At 69.9% G+C, this 23,085-nt stretch carries 24 protein-coding genes; 8 read left to right on the top strand and 16 right to left on the bottom strand.

What is annotated here, in order from left to right; translation table 11 throughout:
• The first annotated feature begins 49 nt into the window (after positions 1–49).
• Positions 50–625, top strand: a complete 576-nt coding sequence (locus tag DEJ12_RS01950) for a TetR/AcrR family transcriptional regulator (protein WP_111028855.1) — start codon at positions 50–52, stop codon at positions 623–625.
• Positions 626–679: 54 nt separating this feature from the next.
• On the opposite strand, the gene DEJ12_RS01945 is transcribed toward DEJ12_RS01950, so the two are convergent.
• The gene (locus DEJ12_RS01945; RefSeq protein WP_111028854.1) at positions 680–1,312 is read right to left on the bottom strand and encodes a TetR/AcrR family transcriptional regulator; all 633 of its coding nucleotides are present in this window, start codon (positions 1,310–1,312) and stop codon (positions 680–682) included.
• Between the two features lie 87 nt (positions 1,313–1,399).
• On the opposite strand from DEJ12_RS01945, the gene DEJ12_RS01940 reads away from it, so the two are divergent.
• From DEJ12_RS01940 to DEJ12_RS01930, 3 genes are read left to right on the top strand one after another with little or no spacing between them, the layout of a single operon-like run.
• Positions 1,400–2,257, top strand: coding sequence for an alpha/beta fold hydrolase (locus tag DEJ12_RS01940; protein ID WP_111028853.1), 858 nt, complete (start codon positions 1,400–1,402; stop codon positions 2,255–2,257).
• Positions 2,258–2,303: 46 nt separating this feature from the next.
• Positions 2,304–3,299 (top strand): NADP-dependent oxidoreductase, encoded by a 996-nt coding sequence (locus DEJ12_RS01935; protein ID WP_111028852.1) that lies wholly within the window; start codon positions 2,304–2,306, stop codon positions 3,297–3,299.
• 44 nt (positions 3,300–3,343) lie between these two features.
• Positions 3,344–4,198: an alpha/beta fold hydrolase gene (locus DEJ12_RS01930; protein ID WP_111028851.1), complete on the top strand. Its 855-nt coding sequence runs from the start codon at positions 3,344–3,346 to the stop codon at positions 4,196–4,198.
• A gap of 21 nt (positions 4,199–4,219) precedes the next feature.
• Here DEJ12_RS01930 and DEJ12_RS01925 read toward each other — a convergent pair whose 3' ends face one another.
• Positions 4,220–4,819, bottom strand: a complete 600-nt coding sequence (locus DEJ12_RS01925; protein ID WP_220034766.1) for a TetR/AcrR family transcriptional regulator — start codon at positions 4,817–4,819, stop codon at positions 4,220–4,222.
• A gap of 133 nt (positions 4,820–4,952) precedes the next feature.
• Between DEJ12_RS01925 and DEJ12_RS01920 the strand changes: the two genes are divergently transcribed.
• A complete protein-coding gene (locus DEJ12_RS01920) occupies positions 4,953–5,285 on the top strand; it encodes a DUF4190 domain-containing protein (protein WP_071404111.1) in 333 nt (110 codons plus the stop codon).
• An 80-nt stretch (positions 5,286–5,365) separates the two neighbouring features.
• Here DEJ12_RS01920 and DEJ12_RS01915 read toward each other — a convergent pair whose 3' ends face one another.
• The 4 genes from DEJ12_RS01915 to DEJ12_RS01900 form a co-directional block, all read right to left on the bottom strand.
• On the bottom strand, positions 5,366–5,935 hold the full coding sequence (locus tag DEJ12_RS01915) for a manganese efflux pump MntP family protein (RefSeq protein WP_027466883.1): 570 nt from the start codon (positions 5,933–5,935) through the stop codon (positions 5,366–5,368).
• Positions 5,936–6,166: 231 nt separating this feature from the next.
• On the bottom strand, positions 6,167–7,021 hold the full coding sequence (locus DEJ12_RS01910; RefSeq protein ID WP_111028850.1) for a LamG domain-containing protein: 855 nt from the start codon (positions 7,019–7,021) through the stop codon (positions 6,167–6,169).
• Positions 7,018–7,902, bottom strand: coding sequence for a S26 family signal peptidase (locus DEJ12_RS01905; protein ID WP_111028849.1), 885 nt, complete (start codon positions 7,900–7,902; stop codon positions 7,018–7,020). Before DEJ12_RS01905 ends, DEJ12_RS01910 begins: the two co-directional genes overlap by 4 nt.
• Before the next feature lie 142 nt (positions 7,903–8,044).
• The gene (locus tag DEJ12_RS01900; protein WP_027466885.1) at positions 8,045–8,698 is read right to left on the bottom strand and encodes a hypothetical protein; all 654 of its coding nucleotides are present in this window, start codon (positions 8,696–8,698) and stop codon (positions 8,045–8,047) included.
• Between the two features lie 175 nt (positions 8,699–8,873).
• Between DEJ12_RS01900 and DEJ12_RS01895 the strand changes: the two genes are divergently transcribed.
• Positions 8,874–9,317 carry a MarR family winged helix-turn-helix transcriptional regulator gene (locus DEJ12_RS01895; protein ID WP_146245532.1) on the top strand — a complete coding sequence of 148 codons (444 nt, stop codon included), beginning with the start codon at positions 8,874–8,876 and terminating at the stop codon, positions 9,315–9,317.
• Positions 9,318–9,340: 23 nt separating this feature from the next.
• Here DEJ12_RS01895 and DEJ12_RS01890 read toward each other — a convergent pair whose 3' ends face one another.
• The 4 genes from DEJ12_RS01890 to DEJ12_RS01875 all read right to left on the bottom strand — a co-directional run bounded on the left by DEJ12_RS01890 (position 9,341) and on the right by DEJ12_RS01875 (position 11,879).
• Complete coding sequence (locus DEJ12_RS01890; RefSeq protein WP_258375597.1) at positions 9,341–10,297, bottom strand: NAD-dependent epimerase/dehydratase family protein; 957 nt, start codon at positions 10,295–10,297, stop codon at positions 9,341–9,343.
• Positions 10,298–10,308: 11 nt separating this feature from the next.
• Entirely contained in the window at positions 10,309–10,869 is a 561-nt protein-coding gene (locus DEJ12_RS01885) for an MOSC domain-containing protein (RefSeq protein WP_258370456.1), read from the bottom strand.
• A 71-nt stretch (positions 10,870–10,940) separates the two neighbouring features.
• Positions 10,941–11,360, bottom strand: a complete 420-nt coding sequence (locus tag DEJ12_RS01880; RefSeq protein ID WP_111028845.1) for a MauE/DoxX family redox-associated membrane protein — start codon at positions 11,358–11,360, stop codon at positions 10,941–10,943.
• A 54-nt stretch (positions 11,361–11,414) separates the two neighbouring features.
• Positions 11,415–11,879 carry a hypothetical protein gene (locus DEJ12_RS01875; protein WP_146245533.1) on the bottom strand — a complete coding sequence of 155 codons (465 nt, stop codon included), beginning with the start codon at positions 11,877–11,879 and terminating at the stop codon, positions 11,415–11,417.
• 75 nt (positions 11,880–11,954) lie between these two features.
• On the opposite strand from DEJ12_RS01875, the gene DEJ12_RS01870 reads away from it, so the two are divergent.
• The gene (locus tag DEJ12_RS01870; protein ID WP_181433005.1) at positions 11,955–13,397 is read left to right on the top strand and encodes a glycosyltransferase family 39 protein; all 1,443 of its coding nucleotides are present in this window, start codon (positions 11,955–11,957) and stop codon (positions 13,395–13,397) included.
• A 38-nt stretch (positions 13,398–13,435) separates the two neighbouring features.
• Here the strand turns inward: DEJ12_RS01870 and dnaB are convergent, their stop codons facing one another.
• The 6 genes from dnaB to DEJ12_RS01840 all read right to left on the bottom strand — a co-directional run bounded on the left by dnaB (position 13,436) and on the right by DEJ12_RS01840 (position 18,752).
• On the bottom strand, positions 13,436–14,800 hold the full coding sequence (gene dnaB / locus DEJ12_RS01865) for a replicative DNA helicase (RefSeq protein ID WP_031260130.1): 1,365 nt from the start codon (positions 14,798–14,800) through the stop codon (positions 13,436–13,438).
• 569 nt (positions 14,801–15,369) lie between these two features.
• Positions 15,370–15,822 carry a 50S ribosomal protein L9 gene (gene rplI, locus DEJ12_RS01860; RefSeq protein WP_027466901.1) on the bottom strand — a complete coding sequence of 151 codons (453 nt, stop codon included), beginning with the start codon at positions 15,820–15,822 and terminating at the stop codon, positions 15,370–15,372.
• 14 nt (positions 15,823–15,836) lie between these two features.
• Positions 15,837–16,094 carry a 30S ribosomal protein S18 gene (rpsR, locus tag DEJ12_RS01855; protein WP_017887834.1) on the bottom strand — a complete coding sequence of 86 codons (258 nt, stop codon included), beginning with the start codon at positions 16,092–16,094 and terminating at the stop codon, positions 15,837–15,839.
• Between the two features lie 50 nt (positions 16,095–16,144).
• Entirely contained in the window at positions 16,145–16,714 is a 570-nt protein-coding gene (locus DEJ12_RS01850) for a single-stranded DNA-binding protein (RefSeq protein WP_027466902.1), read from the bottom strand.
• Positions 16,715–16,717: 3 nt separating this feature from the next.
• Positions 16,718–17,101 carry a 30S ribosomal protein S6 gene (gene rpsF / locus DEJ12_RS01845; RefSeq protein WP_027466903.1) on the bottom strand — a complete coding sequence of 128 codons (384 nt, stop codon included), beginning with the start codon at positions 17,099–17,101 and terminating at the stop codon, positions 16,718–16,720.
• Between the two features lie 211 nt (positions 17,102–17,312).
• Entirely contained in the window at positions 17,313–18,752 is a 1,440-nt protein-coding gene (locus DEJ12_RS01840) for a CCA tRNA nucleotidyltransferase (RefSeq protein WP_111029095.1), read from the bottom strand.
• A 127-nt stretch (positions 18,753–18,879) separates the two neighbouring features.
• Here DEJ12_RS01840 and DEJ12_RS18150 point away from each other — a divergent pair, with 127 nt between their 5' ends.
• Positions 18,880–23,043 carry a DUF6049 family protein gene (locus DEJ12_RS18150; protein WP_220038108.1) on the top strand — a complete coding sequence of 1,388 codons (4,164 nt, stop codon included), beginning with the start codon at positions 18,880–18,882 and terminating at the stop codon, positions 23,041–23,043.
• Positions 23,044–23,085 lie beyond the last annotated feature (42 nt).

The following is a 23,085-nucleotide window of genomic DNA, read 5'->3' as shown; positions in this document are numbered from 1 at the left end:
CTGGGTAACGTAGCACTTCGGATGACATTGTCAACTGTATGATCATGGGATGGTCAGCCGAGCAGAATCCGCTGCGATCACGCGCCGTTCGCTCCTCGACGCCGCCAGGTCGCTGCTCGACGAGGGCGGGCCGCAGCGTGTCACCCTCCGCGAAGTGGGGAACCGAGCCCAGGTGTCCCGTGGTGCCGCGTACCGGCACTTCGCGGACAAGGAGAGCCTGCTCGCCGCGGTCGGCGCCGAGAGCTGGGACCGCATCGCCGAGGAGCTCGCACAGATCGGTGCGGGGGGACACCGGTCGTCCGAGGCCGTCCTCCGGGCGGCACTCGAGGCCCTGATGACGGTGGCGAAGGACGAGCCGGAGGTCTACCGGATGATGTTCACCCTGCCGGCCAACGACCCGGACGAAGCCATCGCCGCTGCAGCACGGGCCCAGGCCGAGTTCCTGGCCATCGTGGGTGACGTGGTCGGCACCGAGCGAGCACACCTCTACGGCGCGATGCTGCTCACGAGTGCGCACGGGATCGCCAGCATGGACGCGAGTGGACACTTGTCACCGCAGATGTGGCAGACGACGCCGGACGAGGTGGTCGCCGCGCTGGTCCAGCTCGTCGCAGAACGGTCCTGAACCGGGCGGCTCCGGGCCCACCGGACCCACCGGACTCACCCCCGAGCGCAGTGTTCACCGTGCTGCACGCCCACTCGTTCGCAGCGCGGGCTCGAGGGCCACGGTGGTCTGGGCGCTGAGGTCCTGCAGCAGCTCCTCGGTCGTCAGCGCCTGGTGGACGGTGGCGGTCAGCCCGATGTGCAGCACGGCGGTGACCACCCGGGCGAGCACCGGGGCGTCGACGGTCGTGACCCGGGCGTGCCGCTCGAGCACCGCGGCCACCCCGTCCTCGAGACGCTGGGCCAGGGCGAGTCCGCGGTGCCGGTTCGGTTCCGCCGGGTCGCCGAACACCAGCTCGTGCAGGTAGGTCCGACCGTTCTCGGGATGCTCCCGGACACAGCGCACCACCGGTCCGAGCAGCGCGAGCACGACCGGCACGGCATCGGCATCGTCGGGGGCGGCCGCGACCGCCGCGAGACCGTCGTCGATCGCCGTTGCGAACCGCTCGTTCTGCACCATGATCAGCAGCTCGGCCTTGGTCGCCGCGTACCGGAACAGGGTGCCGACGGCGACGTCCGCCCGGTCGGCGATCTGCTGTGTGGTGACCCCGCTGACGCCCCGCTCCAGGAACAGGGTGCGTGCGGCATCGAGGATGCGCCGGGTCTTGTCCTGCCGTCCGCGTTCCCGCCGACCGAGGTTGGATTCCATCACGCTCCTTGACAACATTACTGAGTGTGCTCATTATTGAGCATACTCGGGACAGGCCGAGGCGCACCACACGAGACGAGGACGGCGATGGACGACGAACCGCACACCGAGCGCACCCGGTCGACGACGACCCGCGCGATCGCCGTCCCGGGCGGAACCGTCCTGGCCCGCACACTCGGCAGCACCACCGCGGGCATCCCGCTCGTCGTCCTGACCCACCTCGCCGCGAACCTCGACAGCTTCGACCCCGAGCTCGTCCAGCCGCTGGCCGAGCGCGGCGGCGTGGTCCTGCTCGGCTACCGCGGCGTCGGTGGCGCCGGAGGACGCGCCCGCGACTCGATCGAGGACATGGCAACGGACGCCCTCGCAGCGATCCGGGAGCTCGGTCTCGACCGGATCGACCTGTTCGGGTTGTCGATGGGCGGGATGGTCGCGCAGGAGATCGTCGAGCGCGCCCCCGGCCTCGTGGAGCACCTCGTGCTGGCCGGGTCGGGACCGGCTGGCGGGCCCGGTCTCGCACGCATGACCGGTGTCGTCGTCCGCACGATCCTGCGGGGGCTCGTCACCGCCACCGATCCCACGACCCTGCTGTTCTTCACCAGGACACCGGCCGGGCGCCGTGCCGCTGCCGACTACCGGGCACGCCTCACCCGTCCGCGTGCCGACCGAGACCGTGCGATCAGCCCGGCGGTGTTCCGCGCACAACTCCGCGCGGTCCGCCGGTGGGGCGATCGGCCCCTCGTGTCGACGCCGTCCGGGTTCACCGGGCCCGCGTTGCTCGTGCACGGCGACTCCGACCGGATGGTCTCGGTCGCCAACGTCGACGTCCTGCGCGATCGATTCCCGCACGCCTCGGTGCGGATCGTCCCCGATGCCGGGCACGGCGTCGTCTCCCAGGACCGGACGGCCGTCGTCGACGCGGTCCGCGACCTGCTCGGCCAGTAGCCCCCAGTACCCCCCAGACCCTCACGACCACAGGAGCACCAGACCCATGCGCGCGTTCATCTTCGACGACTACAAGCAGCCCCTCCACGGAGCCGACGTCCCCGAGCCGGTGGTCGGCGACCACGACGTGCTCGTCGCGGTCGCCGCCGCCGGGCTCAACCAGCTCGACGAGAAGCTGCGGCTCGGCGAGTTCAAGCTGATCCTGCCGTACAGGACCCCGCTGACCCTCGGGCACGACGTCGCCGGCACGGTCATCGCCGTCGGTGCCGCGGTCCGCCGGTTCGCCGTCGGCGACGAGGTCTTCTCGCGACCGCGTGACCACCGCATCGGCACCTTCGCCGAACGCATCGCCATCGACGAGTCCGACGTCGCACACGCCCCCGCGAACACGAGTCCGGTCGAGGCCGCGTCGCTCCCGCTCGTCGCCCTGACCGCGTGGCAGGCCCTCGTCGAGCGCGGAGACGTGCAGGCCGGGCAGAAGGTCCTGATCCACGCGGGCTCGGGCGGCGTGGGCACGATCGCGATCCAGCTCGCCAAGCACCTCGGCGCACACGTCGCCACGACCGCGTCTGCCGCCAACGGCGACTTCGTCCGGGAGCTCGGCGCGGACGTCGTCATCGACCACCGCACGCAGGACTTCGCCCAGGAGCTCTCCGGGTACGACCTCGTCCTCGACAGCCTCGGCGGCGAGAACCTCGAGCGGTCCCTCACCGTGCTGCGACCGGGTGGCAAGGCGATCAGCATCAGCGGCGCCCCCGACCCCGCCTTCGCGCGGGCGGCCGGGCTGAACCCCGTCCTCCGCCTGGTCATCGCCGCCATCAGCCGGAAGATCCGCCGCCAGGCGAAGCGGCTCGGGGTGACGTACGAGTTCCTGTTCATGCGCGCCGACGGGCAGCAGCTCCGCCGGATCGCCGACCTGGTCCGCGACGACGTCATCCGGCCGGTCGTCGGTGCCACGTTCCCCTTCGACGAGACCCCGCAGGCACTCGAGTCGATCACCACGAGCCGGGTGCGCGGCAAGACCGTCGTCACCGGCGCCTGAGCACGTTCCCCCTCCACGCACCACCTGACGAACGGACCACGACCATGCACGACGCAGCAGCACCCGTCACCTCCTACGCACTGGCACCGGCGAAGACCGTGCAGGCCGGCGGGATCACCTTCGCCTACCGCGAGCTCGGCCCGATCGAGGACGTCCCCGTCGTGTTCTTCGTGCACCTCGCCGCGACCCTGGACAACTGGGACCCGCGCATCGTGGACGCGATCGCCGCGCACCGGCACGTGATCACGTTCGACCAGCAGGGTGTCGGCGCCTCGTCGGGCACGGTGCCGCGGACGATCGAAGCAGCAGCCGACGACGCGCACGCCTTCATCACCGCCCTCGGGTACGACCAGGTCGACGTGTTCGCGTTCTCGATGGGCGGGATGATCGCGCAGGACCTCGTCGTCGCGCACCCGGGTCTCGTCCGGAAGCTCGTGCTCACCGGCACCGGACCCCGCGGCGGGAAGGACATGGACAAGGTCGTCACCACCACGTACTTCGACGTCCTCCGTGCGACGCTCACCCGGTCGGACCCGAAGGAGTTCCTGTTCTTCAACCGCGACGCCGTCGGCAAGCGCGCTGCCAAGGCGTTCCTCGAGCGGTTGCAGGAACGCACCGTCGACCGTGACGCACCCATCGGCCTGCGGGCGTTCGGGACCCAGCTGCAGGCCATCAAGCGCTTCGGCCGCTCGGCGCCGTCGGACCTGTCCGTGATCACGCAGCCCACCCTCATCGCCAACGGCGACCACGACCGGATGGTGCCGTCGGTCCTGTCCGAGGACCTGCACCGCCGCATCGCCGGCTCGGAGCTGGTCATCTACCCGAACTCCGGCCACGGCGGGGTGTTCCAGTACTGGGAGCAGTTCGCTCCGGTCGCGGCGGAGTTCCTGCGGCGCTGACCCCGACGCGCACTGCACCGATCAGCTCGGCAGGACCGCCCCGACCTGTGCGCGGATCGTCGCGACCACCTCGGCGACGCTCGTGTCGGGGTCTGCGCTGGACACCATCGTCACGAACAACACCGCGGACACGACGTGCGCCAGGGTCGCCGCCCGGTCCTCGTCGAGACCGCCGTGCTCCGCGATGAGTCCCGCGACCGTGCGCTCGGTCTCGCCCGCGATCGTCAGGGCCTCGGCGTGGTTCGGTTCGCCCGGGTCACCGAACGCCATCTCCCGCAGGTAGGTGCGTCCGTTCTCCACCTGCACCCGGTTGCACGCGATCACCGGTTCGACGAGGGCGACCACGGCGTCGACGAGCGTGCGTGCCTCGGCTGCGGCCCGTCGCCCCAGCTCGAGGGCCTCGCGGTAGTGCTCGTTCTGCACGAGCAGCAGCAGTTCGCCCTTGTTCTTGACGTACAGGAAGAGCGTGCCGGCACCGATGTCGGCACGTTCGGCGATCTGCTGCGTGGTGACCTCGTCGACACCCTGCTCGGCGAACAACTCCTTCGCCGCAGCGACGATGCGCTCGAGCTTGACCTGCTTGTTCCGCTCGCGTCGTCCGGACGGCTGGGTCACCTGCACGACTGCTCCTCCGGGTCCGGGAACGCCCGTCAGGGGACGGGGCACCGACAATCATCCCAGGCCACAGCGTGCGGCTCGCTGGTCCTGTACGTTTCCTGTGTAGACATCCCCTGACCAGAGAGGACGCGGCGCCATGAGTGACGGCACGCCCCAGTACAACCAGCAGAACCCGAACCCCTACGCCGCCGGCGGGCAGCCCTACGGCGCTCCGATGCAGCCGTCGTCCGACCGCTTCAACGTCATGGCGATCGTGGGGTTCGTCCTGGCCTTCGTGGTGAACATCGCCGGCCTCGTGGTGTCGATCATCGCGCTCTCGCAGATCAAGAAGACCGGGGAGCGCGGCCGCGGCCTGGCCCTCGCCGGCATCATCATCAGCGCCCTGTCGCTCGTGTTCGGCATCATCTGGATCATCTTCGTGATCGCTGTCGTCGCGAACGCTCCTGCGGGCAGCCTGGGCAGTTACTGACGCCCACCAGCAAAGACGGGAGGCCCGTGGCAGCTCGCCACGGGCCTCCCGTCTGTCCGGTGTCGGTTCCGACCGTGGCCTCAGCCGATGACGCCGGTGTGCTCCAGCACGATGTTCAGACCGATCAGGATCAGGACGACGCCACCCGCGATCTCCGCCGGCTTGCCGAAACGGGCACCGACACGGCGACCGACCAGGACCCCGACGAACGACAGCACCGCGGTGGTGATCCCGATGAGCAGCACCGCGCCGCCGATCGACACGGGCAGGAACGCCAGGGTGACGCCCACCGCCAGCGCGTCGATGCTGGTCGCGACCGCCAGCACGAGGAGCTCGCGGACCGGCAGCCGATCGGTGTCCTGCTCGGTGTCCTCGTGCTTCGAGAACGCCTCCCACAGCATCTTCCCGCCGATCAGGGCGAGCAGCCCGAACGCGACCCAGTGGTCGAAGGCCGCGATGTACTGCGCGAACGCCGACCCGAGCAGCCAGCCGAGCAACGGCATCACCGCCTGGAACACCCCGAACGTCAGCGCGATCACGATCGCGTGCCGCACGTCGAAGCGCTTCATGTGCAGGCCCTTGCCGAGGGCGACGGCGAAGGCGTCCGCGGAGACGCCGAGCGCGATGAGGAAGAGGGCCCAGAAGGACATGGGGGTGACGCCTTTCGAGACGGTCGAATGGAGACTCCGACGTCTCAGGACCTGACGATCCTGGCACGGCCCACGGCACGAAAAGGCCTGATCAGCGGGATTCGTCGCCCCGAATCCGCGGGTTGGTGGGCCCGGTCCGCAAACCCGGCCCACGTTCTCGACGTGACCAGGGGACGGACTGGAGGCCCGTGGCGGGCACGGCCACGAGCCTCCAGTCCGGCAGTCAGTGCGTCAGGAACCGGCGGCCGCGTGCGCGGCGACCTGGCTGGCCGTCAGTTCGGTGCCGTAGACGGCGGCGTACCGCATCGACCCGGTGAAGTACGGGTTGTTCGTGGCACCCGGCCACCCGCTGACGACGTCGTAGCCGACGCGGAAGTACCCGGTGAAGTTCTCGGGGCTCTTGAAGGCCGCGTTCGACGTGACGAGCGTGCCGTCGACGTACAGGCGCATCCCGTTGGTGGGCGACATCGTGGCGACGGTGTGGTGCCAGGCGCCGTCGGTGTAGGCCTTCGGCGAGGTGAGGACCTGCGTGGCGCCGTTGTACGTGCCGAACGCGAGCTGCCCGCTGGTGGTCAGGTAGAGCTTCCGGTCGTGCTGGCTCGACGCGCCGGTCTGGCTGCTGCCGAAGCCGATGAGCATGCCGCCGGCGACCGTGGTGCGGAACCAGACCTCCTCGCTGAAGGTCGTGGGGTTGGCGTACGAGCGCGGGGTGGAGACGTAGCTCGTCGAGCCGTTGAGCGCGTACGCGCTCCCGCTGTCGCGGGGGCAGGCGTTCGGGCTCGGCGTGGTCGCGGTCATGGTGCCCTGGTAGGTGCCGTTCGCGCCGCGACCGGACCAGTCGGTGGCCGTCCGCGAACCCGATGCCTCGGTCAGGCGGTAGGCGAACAACGCGTTCGCGGTGTCGGCGCCGACTGCGCCCGTGCACGTGAAGTACGGGGCGGTCGCGGCCGTGTTCGCACTGTTGGTCACGCGGGCGGTGTACGCCGAGCGGGTCGGGGCGAACTGGTTCAGCAGGACGACGACGGCCAGGGCGACCACGAGCAGGACGGCGACGACGCGACCGTCGCGCAGGCGACGGAGACTCACGAGGGACGCACCGTTTCGACGCGGCCGACCGCCAGGCACGCCACGAGCGGCACGAGGCACACGGCGAACAGGGCGACCCAACCCAGGGGGTCGAGGTCGATGTTCGACATGAGCTGGTAGTGCCCGTTCTTCGTCAGCTCGTGGATGACGACCTTGCCCATCTCGCCGTCGACCAGGTGGACGCTGTTGCCGCCGTGGGCGTCGACGCGGACCGGGAAGATCCCCGACGAGATCACGGTGGCCTCGACGCCGGTCGGGCTCGAGGTGTTCGTGATCGTCGTCACGTTGACGAACGGCTTGAACACGAATGCCGCGTACGCAACGGTGAGGGCGCTGCCCGCGATCCGCAGGCACGTGCGGGTCACCCGGTCGGTGAACGCGCTGGTCAGGGTCAGGATGATCAGCGTGCCGATGAGCAGGATCGGGGCGGCGCGGAGCAGCCAGCCGATGCGCGGGACCAGGAGCGCGGGGGTGCCGATCACGTCGGCCTGGGTGAGCGTCCACGGGTCGGTCGCGCCGTTGACGTCACCGCGGGTGTGGATCCCGCCGTCCGCGTCGATCGAGACGATGCGGTGGGTGTAGACGACGTCCGGGTTGGCGGAGGTCTCGAACGAGACGATGTCGCCGACGCTGAGCGTGGCGACGTCCACCGGCAGGTCGAGCACGAGGGTGCCGACCGGGGCGGCTTCGCCCATCGAGGGGGTCTCGACGACGAACCAGCGGCCGCCGGCGGAGAGGAACAGGACGGCGGCGGTGAGGAGCAGTGCGGCGATCGCGGCGACCGACCAGGCGAGGACCGTCTCGGAGTGGGTGACCTGACGGCCGCGGAGGACCGGGCGGTCGAGCATGCCGCTGAGCGGGATCGCTGCGGTCTGGCTCATGGGCGCTGCTCCGGACGGTCGGGGTGGGGCGGTGGTGGGGCTGGTCGTGCTGGTCTTGCTGGTCTTGCTGGGGTGGCGACGCTCGGCCGGAGGGGGGTCGGCCGAGCGCCGCCGGTCTGGGGGAGGGGTGATGGGGGTCGGATCAGGCCGTGAAGGTCCAGGTCATCGGGACCGAGGCGGCGAGGCCCTGGTAGGTGTTGCCGGCCGAGGAGTCCAGGGTCACCGCGAAGTTGAACGGGACGCTCGCGCCGGCGGCCGGGGCCTGCGGCATCGTGAAGGCCGACGCCGCCGCACCCTTGAAGCTGGCGAGGGTGCCGCTGAAGACGGTGGTCGAGCCGGAGGTGACGACGAGGTTCATCTTGGCGCAGAGGTCGGTCGCGGTGCCGTTGGCCGAGCCGTTGGCCGACTGGGTGCACGTGGCGCCCGGGTTCAGCGTGAAGGTGCTGGCGTTCGCGGTGCCGGTGTTCTTGATCGAGATCGCGGTGTTGACCGTGTTGCCCGGGGTCATCGTCGTGCTGCCGCCGAACTTGTTGATCGTCGAGCAGGTCGCCGAGTTCGTCGAGACCGAGCCGCCGTCGGTGCTGAGGCAGGTGACGGTCGCGCCGGCGTTCTGCTCCTGCATGATCAGCGTGCCGCTGCCGGCGGTGTTGCTGCTGTTGGTGATGCTCGCGGCGAACCCGGAGAGGGTGCCGGTGAGCGAGAGGGAGAGCAGGACGGCGGCGAAGATACCCGCGAGGAGCGCCACGGGGGCGAAGCGGATCCGCTTCAGTGCGGAGGTGCGGAGCTTGGTGGACACGGGGTACCTCTTCGTTCGGTGGTGGTTGCAGGAAGTCGGGGGAAGCAAGACCTTCGGGCTGTTTTGCTTCAACGGTTAAGATAGTCAGTGATTCACCAAGTTGACCACTCGTATACTCACCCCAGTGCGGGGGACGCCTCTTGTCCCCCGGTACCCGACACGGAAGAAGGCCCTCGTGGCAGCAGGACGGAACGACGACGCAGCCGATCTCATGGCCGCGTTCACCGCCGTCGTGCGTGCGAACGCAAGCCTGGTGAGTCAGCTCAGCGCCCGGGCGGGCGTGCACGAGAACGCTCTCCGCGCCCTGGTGCTCATCAGCGACACCGGGTACTCCACGCCGACAGAGGTCGCCGGGTACCTGGGGCTGACCTCGGGCGCGGTGACGAACATGATCGACCGGATGAGCACCGCCGGCCTGCTCGAGCGCGCACCGAACCCGGCCGATCGCCGCGGCTCACTGCTGCGGCTGCTGCCTCCGGGCGATGTCGTCGTGTCGGACTACCAGGAGCGGTACGCAGCGATGCTCCGGGCCGTCGACGGGGCGCACAAGGGCGAACTGCACGAGGTGCTCAACGACCTCGCGACGAGTCTGTACGAACAGGCTGCCGCCGCGTCCTGATCTCGCTCGTGGGGACCGCGCGTCTACCTGGTGGGGATCGCCCGTTCCGCTGTCGAGGTGAGGCCGGCACGGCGTTCCCGATCCGTCCCGCGGGCGCGCTCGTCCTCGAGCACGCGCACGACGGTGTCCCGGAGGGGGCGGGTCACTCCGCCGGCGTCCCTGAACGCCACGGTGGAGCGCTGTGCGAACCCGCCCTCCGACACCGGGATCCACAGGGGGAGTGATCGCGGTCCGGCCCAGTAGGCCACGTCGTGCGCGAGCAGGACGTCGTCGTCGACCGCGACCAGCTCGTCATCGAACCCGGTGACCTCCGCCACACACCGGAAGAAGTCCTGCATCGGCACCGGAGCGCCCACCGCGTTGACCGTGCCGACGAACCCGTCGCGCCCGGCCCGGACGAACCAGGCAGCGAGGTCCGCGACGTCGATCACCTGGACGAACCGCTCCGCCGACGTCGGCACCAGCACCGGCCCACCGCGGTCGAGGCGTGCGGGCCAGTACCCGAACCGGTCACTCGGGTCGCCGGGGCCGACGATCAACCCCGGGCGTGCGATGAGCAGCCGTGACCCGAGCCGGAGCCGCGTCATGCGCTCGGCGAGGACCTTCGCGTCGGCGTACTCGGACGGGTCCTTCGGCTCCACCAGCCGGGCGGACTCGTCGGCGCCCGGTTCGTCGTTGTCCGCGTACACCGAGACCGTCGACACCAGGGTCCAGTGCGCGGCCCGGTCGGCGAGGGCGTCGAGCGCCGGGGCGACGAGTTCGGGGGCGCTGGCGAGCTCGACGACCTCGTCCCAGTTCCCGGTGGCATGTTCGTACGCGCCGGCCAGGGCTCGGTCCGCCTGGACGAAGCGCGCTCCCTTCGGGACGTTGCCGGTCGTGCCGCGGGCGAGGCAGGTGACGTCGGCGCCCTCGGCCAACAGCTCGTCGACGATCGTTCGCCCGAGCCAACCGGTTCCGCCGAGTACCAGGACGCGTCGCACGCGCTGCGTCATCAGACGGGCTGGAGGGGTCGTCGTTCACCGTCGGGGAGCTCGACCCGGATGCGATCGCCCGGCCGGACCGTGCCACCGGTGAGCACGACGCTCATCACCCCGCCCTTGCGCTCGACCGTGCCGTCCTCGGCACGCCCCAACACGGCACGGAGGAGCCCCGGCTCGAAGCCGTTGATCTGCTGGCACGGGTTCCGCAGGCCCGTGACCTGCACGGAGGCGTCGTCGCCGAGGTGCAGCACTGCTCCCTCGGGCAGCCCGAGCAGGTCGATGCCACTGGTCGTGACGTTCTCGCCCATCTGTCCCGGTTCGACGCTGAACCCGGCTTCGGCGACCTCGTCGAACAGCTCGGCGTGCAGCAGGTGGACCTGGCGCAGGTTCGGCTGGGAGGGGTCACGCGCGACCCGGGAGCGGTGCTGCACGGTCGTGCCGGCGTGGGCATCACCCTCGATGCCCCACCCCGCCACGAGCGTCACCGCGTCGACCAACGGCTTGCTGAACCGGTGCTCGCCGTCCTGGCTCACCGCGACCACGCGCGGCTGGTCCATGTCGTCCCCGCTCATGGGGCCGATTCTGCCCCATGGTCGCAGCCGCGCGGGTGCGGCGTCGGTCAGCGGCGCTCGCGCAGGCCGGTTCAGTGGCGCTTTCGCAGTGCGTTCGTCGCCCACAGCGAGACGGCGATGAGCACGGGCTGGAACAACAGGCGGACGAAGCGCTTGGTGTCGGTGTCCAGGCCGAACCCGTCGCGGTGATGCATCCACTGCGCGATGTTGCCGGGGAAGACCGCCAGGAAGAACACCGCGACGACCCACCCGACGGTCACCTGGCGCCGAGCCAGGAGCATCAGCGCAGCCCCGAGCGAGATCTCCACCACACCGGAGGCGATCACCGTGACGTCGGTCGGCAGCGGCACGAACTTCGGCACCTGCGCCTGGAACTCCTCGCGGGCCACCGTCAGGTGGCTGATGCCGGCCCAGGTGAGCATCGCGCCGAACAGGATGCGGACGATGGTCCGGGGGCGGGTGGAACGGACTGCGGGGGTGCGGGTTGCCATCGGGGTGGTGCCTTTCACGGTCGTGGTGGGGTTCGGTGGAGTGGGGGGCCGAGGTCAGCGGCTGCTGAGGACGCGGCGTCGGCGTCCGGCCTCGAACGTGATCGCGGCAGCGGCGGAACCGAGCGTGAGGATCCGCGCGACCGGACGGCCGCGGGTCGAGGTGAGCAGCCGCAGCACGCCGGCGAGTGTGAGTGCGGCAGCACCGCCGGTCGTGCTCGTCACCGAGCCGTCTTCGCGGTCGATCACGAGCCGGGTCCCACCGAGGGCCGTCGCCGCGACGGCGGAGCCGGTGCCGACCAGGTCGCTCCCGGGGGCGTGGCGGACCGCTGCAGTGGCGAGTCCGAGCCCAGAGAGGACTTCCAGGGCCGGGATGCCGAGTGCGTGTGGGACGCCCGGCTCGAATCCACGTCGCTGCATCTGCTGGGCTCGAGCGCGCAGCGAGGTGCGGCGAACCGTGGCGATGCCGTGCCCGGCGAGCAGGCCGCCGGTGACGAGGTCGATCCAGCTGGTGAGTTTCACGTTGCGCTCCATTAGGTTGTGCACAACCTAACACGTCGACGCCGAAGACGGTCGAAGGGCCAGTAGGTTCGTCTGGTGCCATCACGAGTGTCCGGGTTCGCCGGCGACCTCCGCCTCCGCCTGACGATCGCCTCCCTCGTCGTGATCGCCGCGCTCTACCAGTGCTTCTGGAACCTGGCCGGCTCGAACATCACCGGCGACGAGAACATCTACCTGCAGAGCGGGTGGCAGTACGTCCACGGTGACTTCACCGCGAACCGCGAACACCCGCCGACGGCCAAGTACCTGTTCGGGCTCGTGCAGCTCCTCACCGGGCAGGGTCCGATCGGCCCGCGGGTCCTCGTCGGCGTGCTCACCTTCGCGGTCGGCGTGGTCCTGTACCTGTGGCTGCGTCGCGAGATCGGGTACTGGGGTGCCCTGCTGGCGGCATCGCTGTGGTGGCTGACCCCGCGTGGTGGGGCGGGTGCCCGGGTCGACCGGCTCGCCCTGCTCGACCCGGTGATGACGGCCTTCGCCGTGTTCGCGATCGTCGCCGCGTGGTGGTGGATCCGCAGCGAGCGGGCCTGGTGGCTCGCTCCCGTGTCCGGCGTGCTCATGGCTGCCTCGGTCACGTCCAAGCTGTCGACCATCGTGCTGCTCCCGGCGTTCCTGCTGCTCCCGATCCTGTTCAAGGCCTGGCGGAAGGGCCTCGTCGGCGGCGTGCTCTGGGTCGCCGCCTTCACGGTGACGTTCGTCGCCCTGTACGTCCCGATGGGCATCCGTTCGGCGATCCAGTACATGGTCGCGTTCCAGGAGGGGCAGAACACCAACGGGCACCCGATCACGATCGACGGGCAGATCTACACGTTCGCACCGTGGTGGGCGAGCTTCCGGTTCTTGCTCGACGGCACCGGCAAGGGGATGCTCGTCGTCCTCGCGATCGGGGTGCTCGCGGCCCTGGTGGTGCGGGCGGACCGCCTGGTCGCGTACGTCGGCGCATCCCTGGTGCTGCTCGTCGGGTTCTACGTCGTCGTCGCCAAGATCGCGCTGCCGACCTACTACACCGCGTGGATGCCGTTCCTGCTGGTCCTCGCCGCCATCGGCTTCGCTCGACTCGCCACCGTCCCCCCGAGGGCCCTGACCGTCCCGGTCGTGCTGGTCCTCGTCGCGACGCTCGTCGTCCCCTCGTTCCGGGTGAGCCAGGCCGTCGCGCGGGCGCACCCGACCGGGATCGCGCTGTTGCCCGGGTACCTCGAGGAACACGATGTGCCCGACGGTCGGATCCTGTTCGTGTCGGCGACTCCCACGCTCTTCCTGCCGTACGTCGGCGACCACGGCACCAACCGACTCGACCGTGGCCCCTACGTCGCCATCGTCGTCGGACGCGACCAGCGGCTCCCCGCACCGGAGGCCGTGACCAACCTGCTGCAGGACGACGCCTCGTCCTTCACCACGGGCAGGCTCGACGGCCTGCGCGTGTGGGTCCCGAAGGACGGCAGCATCCGCGAGGAGAACGGAGCCCTCACGATCGCCCGCTAGTCGACGCGACGTCGGCGAGGCGTCGCGCGCCCATGCGCCTACTGCGGCATGTCGACGAACCGCGAGAACATGCCGTGGAACGCCACGGTGATGGTGTCCGTCGGTCCGTTACGGTGCTTCGCCACGATCAGGTCCGCCTCACCCTGACGCGGGTTGTCCTTCTCGTACGCCGACTCACGGTGCAGCAGGATGACCATGTCAGCGTCCTGCTCGATGGAGCCGGACTCACGGAGGTCGGAGATCGCCGGCTTCTTGTCGGCACGCTGCTCCGGACCACGGTTCAGCTGCGACAGGGCGATGACCGGGACCTGGAGCTCCTTGGCCATCAGCTTCAGGGCACGCGAGAACTCGGAGACCTCTTGCTGGCGGCTCTCGACCTTCTTGCCCGAGGTCATCAGCTGCAGGTAGTCGATGACCACGAGCTTCAGGTTGTGCTGCTGCTTGAGTCGACGGCACTTGGCGCGGATCTCGACGAGCGTCATGTTGGGGGAGTCGTCGATGAAGAACGGGGCGTCGTTGATGCGACCGCGGGTCTGCGCGATGGTGGTCCAGTCGCGGGAGTCCACGGTGCCCTTGCGCATGTTCTGCAGCGGCACGCTGGTCTCGGCGGAGAGCAGACGCATCGCGATCTCGGCACGACCCATCTCGAGCGAGAAGAACGCGGCGGTCTGGTCGTGCTTGATCGCGGCGGCGCGGCACAGGTCGAGCGCCAGCGTCGACTTACCGAGGGCCGGTCGGGCAGCGACGATGATGAGCTGTCCGGGGTGGAAGCCGTTCGTCAGGCCGTCGAGCTGCGCGAACCCGGTCGGCACGCCGGTCATCTGGCCGTCGCGGCCCTTGGCGGCCTCGATCTCGTCGAGCGCGGCCGAGATGGCGTCGGTCAGCGGGACGTAGTCCTCGGTCTGCACACCACCGGCGACGTTGTAGACCTCGGCCTGCGCACTGTTGACGAGGTCGGTGACCTCACCCTCGGACGCGTAGCCCATCTGGACGATGCGGGTGCCAGCGTCCACCAGGCGGCGGAGCACCGCCTTCTCGGCGACGATGCCGGCGTAGTAGCCGGCGTTCGCGGCGGTCGGCACCATGCTCGTGACGCTGTGCAGGTACTCGGCGCCGCCGGCGCGGGACAGCAGTCCGGTCTTGGTCAACTCGTCGGTGACGGCGATGACGTCGGTGGGCTCACCGTGCGAGTAGAGCGACAGGATGGCGTCGAAGATGACCTCGTGCTTGGGAACGTAGAAGTCCACGCCACGGGCGGTCTCGATGACGTCGGCGACGGCGTCCTTCGACAGGAGCATGCCACCGATGGTCGACTGCTCCGCGAGCATGTCGTGCGGCGGGGTGCGTTCCATGCCGCGCTCCGCGTAGTCCTGCGGTGCGGGCTCAAGATGTGCGATCGACACACGCTCTCCTCTGTTGACGACACGGACCTGGACCGGCGGGACAGCACCCACCGGCCGGAACCCGCACCCCTGTTTCTACCCCCGGCAACCGACATCCCCGAGTCGCTGGGCCAACGTACGGCCCCAGAGTTATCCCCAACAAACGGGCCTGTGGATAACTCTGTGGAGAGCCTGCGGAACACGCCGGAGCGCTGTGTGGAGAACTGTGGACGGGCCTGTGGAAAAAGACCCGTACGAACACACTTTCGACCACTTGACCTGGGCTTTTCTGTTACACACGGTGTGTGGAAAAGTGGGGTTCAAGTACCCCTTGAAGGTTCCGATTTGACACGTTTCCACTGTGTAAAACGACTTGACAAGCACCCCTCCTGTGGGAAGAGTTCTCGGCCTGTTCCCAGCCAGCGCGACCCCGTCTGAACCGTAACCAGCCAGCCCGAGTCGAGCCGCGCCTCCAGGCCCGTGACCATGTCGGCGACAGCCGTGGGACAAGCCGCGCGACCGCCCCCGGAACGCAACGACGGGCGGGCCTCCCGGAGGAGACCCGCCCGTCGTGGAGCGGAACGTCAGTGCTACTTGGCAGCGACGACCTTGAGCGAGATCACGGCAGTGATGTCCTCGCGCAGGCGCACGGTGGCCTCGTGGTCACCGACGGTCTTGATGGTCGCGGGGACCTCGACCTTGCGCTTGTCGAGCGAGCCGACGCCCTGCGCCTGGACGGCGTCAGCGACGTCGCCCGGACGGACGGAGCCGAACAGACGACCGTCCTTGCCGGCCTTGACCGACAGGGTGATGGTCGCGTTCTCGAGCTTCATCTTGAGGTCCTGTGCCTCTTCGATGGTGGCGAGCTCGCGCGCGGTACGCGCGGCACGGATCGACTCGACCTGCTTCTCGCCGCCCTTGGACCACGCGACAGCGAAGCCCTGGGGGATGAGGTAGTTGCGGGCGTAGCCGTTCTTGACGTCGACGACGTCACCAGCGGAACCGAGGCCGGAGACCTCGTGGGTGAGGATGAGCTTCGACATGTGTCGACCTCCGATCAGCGGCCGGAGCCGGCGTAGGGGAGGAGCGCCATCTCACGGGCGTTCTTCACGGCACGGGCGATGAGGCGCTGCTCCTGGACGGAGACGCCGGTGATGCGACGGGCGCGGATCTTTCCACGCTCCGAGATGAACTTGCGAAGGGTCGCAACGTCCTTGTAGTCGATGACGCCGACCTTGATCGACTTCGCGGGAGCAGCGTTCTTGCCGCCCTTGCCGCGAGGCTTCCGGCGGTCGCCGGTGCTCTTTCCAGCCATAGTGATTTGTCCTTAGAAGAAAAGTTGTGTGTCCGTCGGAACGCTGAGGATCAGAACGGGGTCTCGTCGTCGAAGTTGCCGCCGGGGGTGCTCCACACGTCGTTCGACTGTGCGTTGCCGCCACCCTGCTGGCCGCCCTGGGGAGACCAGGGCGCGTCCGACTGACCGCCACCGTTGTTGTTCCAGTTGCCGCCGCCGTTGCCCGCGGGGGCGCTGGCGCCGCCGCCGACCTGGCCACGACCGCCGCCACTGCCACCCGCTGCGCGGGTGATCTGTGCGGTCGCGTAGCGGAGCGACGGGCCGATCTCGTCGACCTCGAGCTCGATGCTCGTGCGCTGCTGGCCCTCACGGTCCTGGTAGGAACGCTGACGCAGACGACCCTGCGCGATGACGCGCGAGCCCTTCGTCAGCGACCCCGCCACGTGCTCGGCGAACTCGCGCCACACACTCGCACGGAGGAACAGCGCGTCGCCGTCCTTCCACTCGTTCGCCTGACGGTCGAACGTGCGAGGGGTCGACGCGATGGTGAAGTTCGCCACGGCGAGCCCGTTCTGCGTGTAGCGCAGCTCGGGGTCCGCGGTGAGGTTGCCCACCACCGTGATGACGGTTTCGCCGGCCACGGGTTACTCGGCGCTCGCGGTCGCGGTTGCGGAGGCGTTGGCGGCCTTGCGGGCCGCGCGAGCCTCGTCACGCTGCTTCTGGGCGGCGACCTGCGCGATGCCCTCTTCAGCGCGGAGGACCTTCGTGCGGAGCACGGCCTCGGAGAGACCGAGCTGACGGTCGAGCTCCTTGGCAGCCTCGGGCGACGACGTGAAGTCGACGACGGCGTAGATGCCCTCGGACTTCTTCGCGATCTCGTAAGCGAGCCGGCGACGGCCCCAGACGTCCACGTTGTCGACGGTGCCACCCGCGTTGCGGATCACGGCCAGGAACTTGTCCAGGCTGGGAGCGACGGTGCGCTCATCGATCTCGGGGTCGAGGATCGCCATCAGTTCGTACTGGTGCATGCGGAACCCACCTCCTCTGGTCTCAGCGGCCCCGGGCGGTTCCCGGGGCAGGAGGGTTGATGCATGTGCCCCAGACCACGCAGGTGCGCGAGGGGCAACCTGGGTAGCCTACCGGACTGCCTGGAGGCGCGCCACCGGCCTGTGGAGAGCGGTCCCGCCCGTCAGGCGGTCGCGTCTCAGGCGCCGCGTCGCCTCAGGCGCTGGTGTCGCCTCAGGCGCTGGTGTCGCCTCGGGCGCCCCACCACTCGCGCAGGCGCTCCTCGGCCGTCTCCGGTCCGAGGGGCCCTTCGTCCATCCGGGCCTCGAGCAGGAACCGGTAGGCCTCGCCCACGGCACGCCCCGGCGGGATGTCGAGGATCCGCATGATGTCGTCGCCGGTCAGGTCCGGGCGGATCGACTCGAGCTCCTCCTGCTTGGACAGCACCTTGATGCGGTCCTCGAGGTCGTCGTAGGCGAACGCCAGCCGGTCGGCCTTGCGGCGGTTGCGGGTGGTGACGTCCGAACGGGTGAGCTCGTGCAGCCGTTCGAGCTGCGGTCCGGCGTCGCGGACGTAGCGGCGGACGGCGGAGTCGGTCCAGGCGCCCTCGGTGTACCCGAAGAAGCGCAGGTGCAGCTCGATCAGGCGGGACACCGCGGCGATGGTGTCGTTGTCGAAGCGGAGCGCACGGAGTCGCTTCTTCGCCATCTTCGAACCGACCAGGTCGTGGTGGTGGAAGCTCACGGCGCCGCCGGGCTCGAGCTTGCGTGTCGCGGGCTTGCCGATGTCGTGCAGCAGCGCCGCGAGCCGGAGCACGGTGTCCGGGGGATCGCCGGCGTGCCGCTCGGCCTCGTACCCGATGGCCTGCTCGAGCACGGTGAGCGAGTGCTCGTAGACGTCCTTGTGGTGGTGGTGCTCGTCGACCTCGAGCCGCATCTCGGGCAGCTCGGGCAGGAACCGCTCGGCGAGGCCGGTCTCGACGAGCAGCCGGAGGCCGGGGACCGGGTCGTCCGTGTTGAGCAGCTTGACGAGCTCGTCGCGGACCCGCTCGGCGGACACGATGTCGATCGATGCGACGAGTTCCTGCATCGCGGCCCGCACGTCGTCGTCGACGGTGAAGCCCAGTTGGGAGGTGAACCGTGCGGCGCGCATCATCCGCAGGGGGTCGTCGCGGAACGAGACGACCGCGGTCTGGGGCGTCCGGAGCCGTGCGGCGAGCAGGTCCTCGACGCCGCCGTGCACGTCGACGAGCTCGCGGTCCGGCAGCCGCAGGGCCATCGCGTTGACGGTGAAGTCGCGACGGAGCAGGTCGTCCTCGATGGTGTCGCCGAACGCGACCTCGGGCTTGCGGGTCTCGCCGTCGTAGACGTCGCTGCGGTACGTGGTGATCTCGACCTGCTCGCCGGCGACCCGCGCGGCGATGGTTCCGAACTGACGACCGACGTCCCAGGTGGCACTCGCGATGGGTTCGACGATCCGCAGGATCTCGTCCGGCCGGGCGTCGGTGGTGAAGTCCAGATCGGTCACCGGACGGCCGAGGAACGCGTCACGGACGGGGCCGCCGACGAGGGCGAGTTCGTGTCCGGCGTCGGCGAAGGCCCGAGCGAGGAGGTCGACGGGCTCGGTGGTGGCGAGTGCGTCGAGTCGTTCGACGGCCTGGGCAACGGACTGCATGACGGTGCTCATCCTCCCAGATCGAGGCCCCGAGTTCTCCACAAGCCGCGCGCGCACGGGACCTGTTCATGGTCGCGCCTCATACACTCGTGCTCGGCCCGAACCGACCCCGTGGCCCGCTCCCCGTATGCAGATGCTCCGCACCACGCTCGCCGCAGCCGCGTCGACCCTCGTCGCGCTCGGCCTGGTCGTCGCGCCCGTCGCCACCGATCACGCCTCGGCCGCCACGGTGTCCGCAGCCAAGAGCCACGTCGCCGATCCGGCCGCCGCAGACGCGGGCAAGGCGACCATCTCGATCGCCCCCGCGAACCGTGGCGTCGTCCAGCGCGACCAGGACCTCACCCTGTCGGTCACCGTCACGAACGACACCGACGCGGCGCTGCCGGCCGGCACCGCGGAGTTCGACATCTTCCGCTCGGTGAGCACGCGCGACGTCCTGGCGAGCTGGCTCGGCGACACCACCACGACCGGTTACCTCGGCGCCCCGATGGACTCCGTGGACATCCCGGCGATCCCGGCGCACCGATCGATCACCATCGACTCGGTCGAGATCGTCTCCGGCAACGTGGCGCTCGGCGGGTACTCCTCGTTCGGCGCCCGCCGCATCGCGGCCGAGTACACGGCGGGCGACGCCTTCGCCGTCGACCGCTCTGCCATCACCTGGTACCCGGACTTCGAACAGGCCCCGGTCAGCGTCTCCGTCGCGATGCCGATCACCGTGCCGAAGTCGACCGACGGCATCCTCACCGCGCCCGTGCTCGCTGCCGCGACCTCGGTCGACGGCACGCTCACGCAGCAGCTCGACGCCGCCGAGGACCACAACGTCGCCGTGGCCGTCGACCCGCGGATCATCGCCTCGATCCGGATCCTCGGCGACAACGCCCCGTCGAGTGCGATCACCTGGCTGCAGCGTCTCGAAGCACTGCGCAACGAGACCTTCGCGCTGCCCTACGCCGACGCCGACGTCACCGGCCTGCGCCAGGCCGGGTCCGACGGCATCCTGGCGCCGATCTCCCTCGAGCAGTCCGTCAAGTCCGAGAACTTCCCCGGCGCCGAGACCCCGGCACCGACTCCGACGGCCACACCGGGGCAGACCTCGTCGCCGGCCCCCACCGAGGCCTCGAGCGACGGCACCACGACCGACGACGGTGCCGACCAGGCGCAGGAGACGCTGCCGACCACGGAGTCCCTGCTCGACTTCCCGTACTCGATGGACTCGATCGCCTGGCCGACCGAGGGCACGGTGTCCTCCGCCGACCTGCCCGCCCTCGAGCGTGCCGGCACGAAGACCACCATCGTCTCGAGCGGCAACACCTCGGCCGGCGCGGACACCACCATCACCGCGTCCGAGAAGATCGGCGACGACCACGTGCTCGTCTCCGACCAGACGATGTCGTCGATGCTCCGCCGGGCCGCCGCCGCCACCGACCGGCAGACCTGGTCGTCGACGATGTCCGAGCTCACCGCGACACTGGCGACCTCGGCCCGTGCCGCCACCGCCACGGGGCCGATCCTGCTGACCCTCGGGCGCGAGTGGCCGTCCGACTCCACCCGGCTCAGCCAGGCGCTGGACGCCCTCGAGAGCACCGCCTGGGTCGCCCCGGCCGACCTCTCTACCGCCTCGAAGGCCGTCGCCGGGTCGCTCACGCTCGCCAGCGCGTCCACCGGCGAGGCCCGCATCGACCAGCTGCAGCGACTCGTGCGGGGGGAACAGGGGCTCTCCGCGTTCGCGACGATCCTCGGCGACCCGAACCAGCTCACCGCGCCCGCCCGGCTCCGTCTGCTCGCGCTCGCCTCGAACGCGTGGCGTGACGACGACCAGGGGCTCGCCGCCGCGGTCGAGGCCCGCACGGCCGCCTGGGCGAAGAGCACCACCGAGGTCGGGATCGTCGACTCGAGCAGCCTCACCCTGCTCGGCGACAGGTCGTCCCTGCCGGTGTCGATCCGCAACAGCTCCGCCTACCCGGTCACGGTGCACCTGTCCGTGCAGCCGTCGAACTCGGCGCTGCGGGTCGTCCGCAACGACATCGTCGTCGAGATCCAGCCCGACTCCTCCACCCGTGCCACCGTCCCCGTGCAGTCGGTCGCGAACGGCAAGGTCGAACTGACGATGTCACTCTCGAGCCCGACCGGCGTCGCCGTGGCCCAGCCCGCGACCGTCGAGCTGAACGTGCAGGCGCAGTGGGAGACGGTCATCACCGCGGCCGCCGCGATCGCCCTGATCGGCATCTTCGGCTTCGGCATCTTCCGCAGCATCCGCAAGCGCATCCGCCGCCGCAACGGCGAGCTCGACGACGAGGACGACGACGACCCGAACCGCCCCCTGGCGGTCCAGCCGACGGTCGGGGGCGCGCAGACGTCCACCACCCGGCCTGGAGGCACGGATCACCGCTCCGGAGCGGCCCCCGCCCCCAGCGTGGCCGCGTCCACGGCCGGCACGGCCACCGGAGCGGCGGCCGCGGCCCCGGCTGCAGCACTGGCTGCAGAGACGACCGCGGCTGTGGACCAGGGCCCCCTGCAGGACGCCATCGCGCGCGCCGGAGCCGAGCCGCGCCTCCCGTCCGACGCCGTACGCAACACAGTCGCGGACGACCGCGACCCCGAGGAGCCGACCATCAGCACCAGCCAGCCCCAGCCCGACGTCGACGCCGAGCCGGTCGCCGAGCGCAGCCTCGGCCGGGCGAGCGCGATGCTGGCCGCCGGCACGATGCTGTCGCGCATCCTCGGCTTCGCGAAGACCTTCGTGCTGGCGTACGCGATCGGGCAGACGCAGTCACCGGCGGCGGATGCGTTCGCGGTGTCCAACCAGCTCCCGAACAACATCTACGCGCTGATCGCGGGTGGCCTGTTGTCCGCCGTCCTCATCCCGCAGATCGTGCGTGCGATGAAGCAGCACACCGACGGCGGCACGGCCTACGTCAACAAGATCGTGACGCTCGGCGGATCCCTGTTCATCGTCATCGCCGTCGTCGCGACCCTGATCGCCCCACTGCTCGTGCAGGTGTACGCGCAGACCGCCTCAGGCGAGGGCAAGGGGTTCACGCCCGGTCAGATCGACCTCGCGGTGGCGTTCGCGTTCTGGTGCCTGCCGCAGATCCTCTTCTACGCGATGTACTCCCTGCTCGGTGAGGTCCTCAACGCGAAGCAGGTGTTCGGCCCGTTCACGTGGGCGCCGCTCATCAACAACGTCATCTCGATCGCCGGGCTCGTCGTCTTCATCGCCATGTTCGGTGGCAGGGCCGCCAACTCCGGCGTCGACGACTGGACTCCGCTCAAGATCGCCGTCCTCGCCGGCAGTGCAACCCTGGGCGTGCTCGCACAGGCCGCCTTCCTGCCGTTCTTCTGGCGCCGGGCTGGCCTGAGCTTCCGACCTGACTTCCGCTGGCGCGGCGTCGGCCTGAAGTCCACGGGCACCGCGGCGGGGTGGCTGTTCGCGATGATCCTCGTCACCCAGCTGGCCGGCATCGTGCAGTCACGCGTCGCATCGCTGGGTTCCGGTGCCGCGGGCAACGCGGTGCTGCAGAACGCCTGGCTGCTCTTCATGCTGCCGCACTCGATCATCACGGTCTCCATCGCGACGGCGTACTTCACACGGATGAGCCACGACGCGGAACGCGGCGACCTCGACGCCGTGCGGAAGAACCTGTCGCTCTCGCTGCGGATCGTCGGACTGTTCACCGTCTTCGCCTCGATCGCGCTGATGGTCGTCGCCGTGCCGTTCGGACGCATGTTCTCCAACACCTTCGACGGGGCGCTGTCGATCGGCGCGGTCCTGCTGGCCTACATGCCGGGGCTCGTGCTCTTCAGCATGTTGTTCATCATCCAGCGCGTCTTCTGGGCGATGCACGACCACCGGACGCCGTTCCTCATGCAGTGCGTCCAGTCGGTGCTGTTCGTGATCGGTGCCCTCGCGGTCAGCACGCTCCCGAACGAGACGATCGGCGTCGCGATCGCAGCGTGCACCACCCTCGCGGGCACCGCGCAGACGATCGTCGCCCTGGTGCTCGTCCGCAAGCGGCTCGGTGGCATCGAAGGACCCGTGGTCACCCGTTCGCACGTGCAGTTCGTCATCGCCGCGCTCATCGCGGGCGTCGTGGGACTCCTCGTCGTGAACTTCTTCGGGTCGTTCTCGGCGAGCGGCTTCGCGATGGCCGACTTCACCGGAGCGGCCATCACCCTCGTCCTCGCCGGCGCGGTGATGGCAGCCGTGTACTTCGGAGCCCTCGTCGTCGCGAAGAACGGCGAGATCGGCAACGCCGTCCGGATGCTCCGCAGCAAGCTCGGCCGCTGATCCCTGCCGGGCACCGCACGCTCACGGGGCGTGTGGAATGCC

The organism is Curtobacterium sp. MCLR17_059 (genome assembly GCF_003234665.1).
GTDB lineage: Bacteria > Actinomycetota > Actinomycetes > Actinomycetales > Microbacteriaceae > Curtobacterium > Curtobacterium flaccumfaciens.
This window is presented reverse-complemented; position numbering and strand designations above follow the sequence as displayed.